This is a genomic window from Rhodococcus sp. CX (assembly GCF_015865005.1).
In the GTDB taxonomy this organism is placed as follows: domain Bacteria; phylum Actinomycetota; class Actinomycetes; order Mycobacteriales; family Mycobacteriaceae; genus Rhodococcus.
Map to the genome: position 1 here is coordinate 28933 of NZ_JADZGH010000034.1, position 6425 is coordinate 35357.

A 6425-nucleotide genomic window follows, 5' to 3' on the forward strand; every position below is an offset into this window, starting at 1 on the left:
GCGATGACCTCGCGGAAGAAGCGCCGCAGACGCTTGAAGATGTTCTCGGGCTTCTTCGCGCCGGATTTTCCGGCGGGGGCCTTCGTGGCGACCGCGGTAGCCGAACGTCCCGACCCGGCGGCAGCGCGCGGGGAATCGGGGGAACGTCGACCGGAACGCTTGCCGCTCGGCCGGGAGGACGGAGAGGAAACGCCGGGGGTTGCGTCGGTTGCAGTCCGGCCGTCGCGGGGATCGGTGATCCCGGCGGTGTTGCCGTCGCGCGTACCGCGCTCCTCGCTCACATCGTTCCTCTCGGTCGCTGGCCGTCCGGGTGCAGGGGCGACAGGACTTGAACCTGCAACCTGCGGTTTTGGAGACCGCTGCTCTGCCAGTTGAGCTACGCCCCTTTGGTCGACCTCACCGGAGAACCGGCGTCTTCGGTCGACCCATCCGTGACCACATGACACGCGCGCCACCCAATCGGTCTGTACAAGCACCGAAGAGCAGCGCGCTGCGCTATGCGATCCCAGAAGCCTTAGTGTACTTCATAGCCCCGGAACAAACCCAATCCGCCCGGCACTCAGGCCAGACGAACCGTTGCGGTGGCCCGTCCGAAGATCTTACGCCCCTCGGACTTGGCCACGATCGCGACCACTGCTGTCTTGCTGGCTTCGTCCACCGACCTGATCTTGCCGGTGAACTCCACCTCGGCGGCCTTGTCGGCCTCCACGTAGACCGGGCTGGTGAAACGGACGTTGTATTCCGTTACCGCACCCGGATCTCCGAGCCACTCTGTCACGAAGCCGGCCGCGATGCCCATGGAGAGCATGCCGTGACCGACGACTCCGCGCAACCCGGCAAGTTCTGCAACCTTGTCGCTCCAGTGGATCGGGTTGGGATCACCCGACACACCCGCGTAGTTGACGAGGTTGCCGCGGGTCAGCGTGACGACCCGCGGGGGCAGCTCGTCTCCGACCGAAACGTCCTCGAACCTACGAAGCGACATGCATCATCACATCCTTGACCGCGTGGGCGATGTTGGCGTCCACCTCGCCGCCGGTGCGACCGACCAGCGTCGTCCATGTGGTCAGCACGAGGTTGTCGTGCTGGTCCGTGATGATGTTCTTGGTGGTGATGATGTCACTGCCGGCAGCCTGACGGAAATCGTCGAGGTGCACATCGCAGAACAGTCGATCACCGACCTGGATCGGGCGATGGAACACGATCCGTTGATCGGTCTGCATGATCTGGCTCAAGTCGTAGCCGACGACGATCTCTTCGAACAACTTGCGCTGGGCGATCATGCCGATGATCGAGACGAAGGTCAGCGGGGCGATGAGACCGTCGTAACCGAGGCCCTTCGCTGCTTCCTCGTCGTAGTGTGCCGGATTGGGATCCAGCACGGCGCGTGCATACTCGCGCACCTTCTCCCGGCCGACCTCGTAGAAGTCCTCGACCCGGTAGTGGTGACCGACCATGGACGCAGCGTGAGCCGCGACATCGAACGGGATCCCGGCCTGTTCGGTCACGTCCACGATGTTCTCTTCACTCACCAGTGTGTCCGTCATACGAAAAACCCCCCGCAAATCCACCCTGACGTCTGTGACGTGGGCAGTTCTGCGGAGAGCTCACGCGTCGACGTCGACCTGTTGACTACTTCGACTCGCGGTGCGCCTGGTGGCTGCCGCAGTTCGGGCAGAACTTCTTCAGTTCCAGCCGGTCGGGGTCGTTGCGACGGTTCTTCTTGGTGATGTAGTTGCGGTGCTTGCACACCTCGCAGGCCAGAGTGATCTTCGGCCGAACGTCAGTTGAGGAGGCCACGGGATGCCTTCTTTCGCGTAAATCCGATCTTCGTCAGATCAGGGTGGTTCATTCTACTTTGGTAGCGGTGACCGGACTTGAACCGGCGACGCAACGATTATGAGTCGTTTGCTCTACCAACTGAGCTACACCGCCTCGGTGTCGAGTGTCGCGCGAAATAGGGCGGCACCACAATCCAGCGAGCCCCCTGACGGAATCGAACCGTCGACCTTTTCCTTACCATGGAAACGCTCTGCCGACTGAGCTAAGGGGGCGTGGCCGCCGTTCGCATCTCTGCTCCCTGCGGCCTCCAAAAGATTACACACACTCGCCCCCAGTACAAAATCAGCAGGTCAGAGCGCATAAATCGGGCATTCGACCACCCTGTCCGATGTGCCCGTACGAAGCTTCGTGCGTCCGTCCGGCAGCCCGGGGTGCCGGCTGCACCGCACTCACCCACCACCGGTGCTCACCACCGGTCCACCGCCGCCCGATCGTCGTCCCCGATGCGCCCGGCGCGGGCCGGAGAGGTGGCAGGCGGGGATGCAGGAGTCGGGGCGACGCACCGGCTCGGAAAGACGGAGTTCGGGATACGGAAACGACCCGGAAATGCAGAACGGCCCCGATCCGTGAAGATCGGGGCCGTTCCGGTGGCAGGTGTAGGATTCGAACCTACGTAGGCGTAAGCCGACGGATTTACAGTCCGCTCCCATTGGCCGCTCGGGCAACCTGCCTGGTGTGCGATCCGGGACCGTGTCCCTGACGCGTTGGAAGAATACAACGCACACCCCCCTGGAATGCAAACCGGGTGGATACGGGGGGTTACGACCCGATAGCGTCGGCATGGAACCTGTACAGAACTCGATCCGAAGTGGAGTGCCTCGTGGCTGATTCGTCGTTCGATGTGGTGAGCAAGGTCGACCGGCAGGAGGTGGACAACGCGCTGAACCAGGCCGCGAAGGAACTCGCGACCCGCTTCGACTTCCGCAACACCGATGCCTCGATCGAATGGTCCGGTGACGAGTCCATCACTCTCACCGCGAACACCGAGGACCGTTTGCTCGCCGCCCTCGACGTCTTCAAGGAGAAACTGATCCGCCGCGACCTGTCGCTCAAGTCGTTCGACGCGGGCGAGCCGTCCCAGTCCGGCAAGGTCTACAAGCTGACCGGCACCCTCGTGCAGGGCATCAGCCAGGAGAACGCGAAGAAGATCTCCAAGCTGATCCGCGACGAGGGCCCGAAGGGCATCAAGGCGCAGATCCAGGGCGACGAACTGCGCGTCTCCGGCAAGAAGCGCGACGACCTGCAGGCCGTGATCGCGCTGCTCAAGAACGCCGACCTGGACGTGGCCCTGCAGTTCGTCAACTACCGCTAGGCCCTGTACCGGGCACACAGACCGCCCGGGCGCCGTTCGCGGCCTGCGCTGACGGTCGGGGTCAGCGCAGGCCGGCCAGGCGCTCGAGACGCTCGATCCGGTCCGCCATCGGCGGATGCGTCGAGAACAACCGGCCGACCTTGTCGCCCGCCCGGAACGGGTTGGCGATCATCATGTGCGACTGCGCCGCGATGCGCGGTTCCGGCGGCAGCGGAGCCGCCTGCGTGCCGCGCTCGAGCTTGCGCAGGGCCGACGCCAACGCCAGTGGATCGCCGGTCAGCTCGGCGCCCGACTGATCGGCCTGATACTCCCGCGACCGGGACACCGCCAGCTTGACCACCGTCGCCGCGATCGGACCCAGCAGCGACACCAGCAGCAACGCAAAGGGATTCGCGCCGTCCCGGTTCCCGCCGAAGGCGCCCGCGAACATCGCGAAGTTCGCCAGACCGGAGATCACCGCGGCCATCGCCCCCGCCACCGACGAGATCAGGATGTCCCGGTTGTAGACGTGGGAGAGCTCGTGCCCGAGCACCGCCCGCAACTCCCGCTCGTTGAGGATGTCCAGGATCCCGCTCGTGCAGCACACGGCCGCATGCCGCGGATTGCGGCCGGTCGCAAAGGCATTGGGCGCGTTGGTGGGGCTGACATACAGGCGCGGCATCGGCTGGTGCGCCGTCGTCGCGAGTTCCCGCACGATCCGGTAGATCACCGGGGCCTGCACCTCGGTGATCGGCTGCGCGTGCATCGCCTTGAGCGCCAGCTTGTCGCTGTTGAAGTAGGCGTACGCGTTCATGCCCACGGCGAAGACGATGGACAGGATCAGGATCGTCGGATTCCGGAACAGGGAGCCGATGAACACGATCAGCGCCGACATGCCGATCAACAGCACGGCCGTCTTCATACCGTTCGCATACCCGTGCACCTGGCACCCCTTCCCGATCCCACAGAGCCCTGTGCCGTTCAACGACCCTGTGTCGTTCAACGAACCGGGGCACGCACCGGGTTCCCGGGGAGTGGACCCCGCCGAATTATCCGACCCGGGCGATCGTGTAGTCCACCAAACGAGACAAAGCGTCGTTCGCCGGACCCTGCGGGAGCGCCGCCAGTTCGGCGTGCGCGCGATCCGCGTACTCCTTCAGCGTGCGCTTGGCCGCCGCCATGCCCGGTGAACGCACGAGCAGCTCGAGAGCCTCGGCGACGAGATCCTCGTCGCTCACGGGTCCGACGAGAATCTCACGCAGACGATCGGCATCCGGCCCGGACTCCCGCAGCGCGTACAGCACCGGCAGGGTGTGCACGCCCTCGCGCAGGTCGGTTCCCGGAGTCTTCCCGGATTCGGTGGACACCGACGCGATGTCGATGATGTCGTCGGCGATCTGGAAGGCCGTGCCGACCGCGTCCCCCAGCCGCTCGAGCCTGGCGATGTGCTCGGCGTCGGCACCGGAGAAGGTTCCCCCGAAGCGACCGCACGCCGCGATGAGCGAACCCGTCTTCTCCCACACCACCCGCAGATAGTGCTCGATCGGGTCCTGTTCCTGCCGCGCCCCGATCGTCTCGCGCATCTGACCCGTCACCAGCTCGGCGAACGTCTCGGCGATGATCTGCACGGCGGACGGCCCCAGCGTCGACACCAGCCGCGAGGCGTGCGCGAACAGGTAGTCGCCCGCGAGAATCGCGATGCTGTTGCCCCAGCGGGCATTCGCGCTCGGCGCGCCCCGGCGCATCGCCGCCTCGTCCATCACGTCGTCGTGGTACAGCGTCGCCAGGTGCACGAGCTCCACGACCGTCGCCGCCGTCACCAGCGACGGATCCGTCGGATTCGGCCCGAGCTGACCGGTCAGCACCGTGAACAGCGGGCGGAAACGCTTACCTCCCGCCTTCGCCAGATGCAGTGCTGCCTCGGTCAGGAAGTCTTCGCCGTCGGACAGTTCCTGCACGAGCAGTTCCTCGACCCGGACGAGTCCGTCCCGCACGGTGGCCGCCAGGTCCGGATCGCCGAGATCGACCCCGGCCACCACGGTTCCCGACACCGAGCCGGACGAACCGGCGGTCTGCGCCGCCCCCTCAGTGCTCACGATGAAGTACCCATCCTGTTCTGTCGCCTCGGCTCCACCGTAGTGAACCTAGCCGTTCCCCCGGTCGGCCACCTCGTCGAGGCACCGAACCTACACCTGACAAGATGGGCACGTGGTGGAACAACCCTCCGCGCGCGCGTCGCGCCAGGCCGACAATGCCCTGCCCGAAACCACCGATGTCCTCGTCATCGGTGCTGGTCCCGCCGGTTCGTCCGCCGCGGCCTGGGCCGCCCGGAAGGGACACGACGTATTGCTCGTCGACGCGGCGACCTTCCCGCGCGACAAGACGTGCGGCGACGGCCTGACCCCGCGTGCCGTCGCTGAACTCGACCGCCTCGGGCTCGGCGACTGGCTGCGCACCCACACCGTCAACCGCGGCCTGCGCCTCGAAGGTTTCGGGCAGCACCTCGAACTGCCGTGGCCCGACGGCTCGTTCCCCACCCAGGGCAGCGCGGTCCCGCGCACCGAACTCGACGACCGCATCCGCCGCGCCGCCGTCGACGCCGGGGCACACATGGTCGACGGCGCGAAGGCCGTCTCGGTCGACCGCGACGGCGACCGCATCACCGCCGTGACGATGCGCACGTCCGCCGGACTCCGGACCGTCGCCTGCCGGCGCCTCGTCGTCGCGGACGGCGTCCGCTCCCCGCTGGGCAAGATCCTCGGCCGGACCTGGCACCGCGACACCGCCTACGGCGTCGCGGCCCGCGCCTACGCCGCCTCCCCGCGTAGCGACGACCCGTGGATCACCTCGCACCTCGAACTGCGCGATCCCTCCGGCGCGCTGCAGCCCGGATACGGCTGGGTCTTCCCGCTCGGAACCGGCGAGGTGAACATCGGCGTCGGAACCCTCGCGACGTCCGCCCGTCCGGCGTCGGGGTCGCTGCGCCCGCTCATCGACCTGTACGCCTCGCAGCGCCGCCCCGAATGGGGACTCGGCGAGGTGACCCGGGTGGCGTCCGCGCTGCTGCCGATGGGTGGTGCCGTCAGTGGGATCGCCGGACGCAACTGGGCCCTCATCGGCGACGCCGCCGCGTGCGTGAACCCGCTCAACGGCGAAGGCATCGACTACGGACTCGAAGGCGGCCGTCTCGTCGCCCGGGTCCTCGACTCCGACGACCTCACCCACCTGTGGCCGGCGCTCCTGCGGGAACGCTACGGACGCGCATTCTCGGCGGCCCGGCGGCTCGCGGGCC

Annotated in this window: 8 protein-coding genes and 4 tRNA genes; 2 read left to right on the forward strand and 10 right to left on the reverse strand. The window is 66.8% G+C overall.

Going from position 1 to position 6425, the window contains the following annotated elements; all coding sequences use genetic code 11:
* The 8 genes from I0Q12_RS03050 to I0Q12_RS03085 form a co-directional block, all read right to left on the reverse strand.
* A partial coding sequence (locus I0Q12_RS03050) for a preprotein translocase subunit SecE (RefSeq protein WP_307845997.1) occupies window positions 1-281 on the reverse strand: 281 nt, incomplete at its 3' end.
* Window positions 282-313: 32 nt separating this feature from the next.
* Window positions 314-386: transfer RNA gene (locus tag I0Q12_RS03055), tRNA-Trp, on the reverse strand.
* 173 nt (window positions 387-559) lie between these two features.
* Entirely contained in the window at window positions 560-985 is a 426-nt protein-coding gene (hadB, locus tag I0Q12_RS03060; RefSeq protein WP_197250543.1) for a (3R)-hydroxyacyl-ACP dehydratase subunit HadB, read from the reverse strand.
* Complete coding sequence (gene hadA / locus I0Q12_RS03065; protein WP_197250544.1) at window positions 972-1547, reverse strand: (3R)-hydroxyacyl-ACP dehydratase subunit HadA; 576 nt, start codon at window positions 1545-1547, stop codon at window positions 972-974. Before hadA ends, hadB begins: the two co-directional genes overlap by 14 nt.
* 85 nt (window positions 1548-1632) lie before the next feature.
* Window positions 1633-1800, reverse strand: a complete 168-nt coding sequence (gene rpmG, locus I0Q12_RS03070) for a 50S ribosomal protein L33 (RefSeq protein WP_068156180.1) — start codon at window positions 1798-1800, stop codon at window positions 1633-1635.
* A gap of 59 nt (window positions 1801-1859) precedes the next feature.
* A tRNA-Met gene (locus I0Q12_RS03075) sits at window positions 1860-1935 on the reverse strand.
* A 46-nt stretch (window positions 1936-1981) separates the two neighbouring features.
* Window positions 1982-2054, reverse strand: a tRNA-Thr gene (locus I0Q12_RS03080).
* A gap of 376 nt (window positions 2055-2430) precedes the next feature.
* Window positions 2431-2513: transfer RNA gene (locus I0Q12_RS03085), tRNA-Tyr, on the reverse strand.
* Window positions 2514-2662: 149 nt separating this feature from the next.
* Here I0Q12_RS03085 and I0Q12_RS03090 point away from each other — a divergent pair.
* Window positions 2663-3154, forward strand: a complete 492-nt coding sequence (locus I0Q12_RS03090; RefSeq protein WP_197250545.1) for a YajQ family cyclic di-GMP-binding protein — start codon at window positions 2663-2665, stop codon at window positions 3152-3154.
* 61 nt (window positions 3155-3215) lie between these two features.
* Here the strand turns inward: I0Q12_RS03090 and htpX are convergent, their stop codons facing one another.
* On the reverse strand, window positions 3216-4076 hold the full coding sequence (htpX, locus tag I0Q12_RS03095) for a zinc metalloprotease HtpX (RefSeq protein WP_197250546.1): 861 nt from the start codon (window positions 4074-4076) through the stop codon (window positions 3216-3218).
* Between the two features lie 106 nt (window positions 4077-4182).
* Window positions 4183-5229: a polyprenyl synthetase family protein gene (locus I0Q12_RS03100; protein WP_197250547.1), complete on the reverse strand. Its 1047-nt coding sequence runs from the start codon at window positions 5227-5229 to the stop codon at window positions 4183-4185.
* Between the two features lie 112 nt (window positions 5230-5341).
* Between I0Q12_RS03100 and I0Q12_RS03105 the strand changes: the two genes are divergently transcribed.
* On the forward strand, window positions 5342-6425 hold a 1084-nt coding region (locus I0Q12_RS03105), incomplete at its 3' end, for a geranylgeranyl reductase family protein (protein ID WP_197250548.1).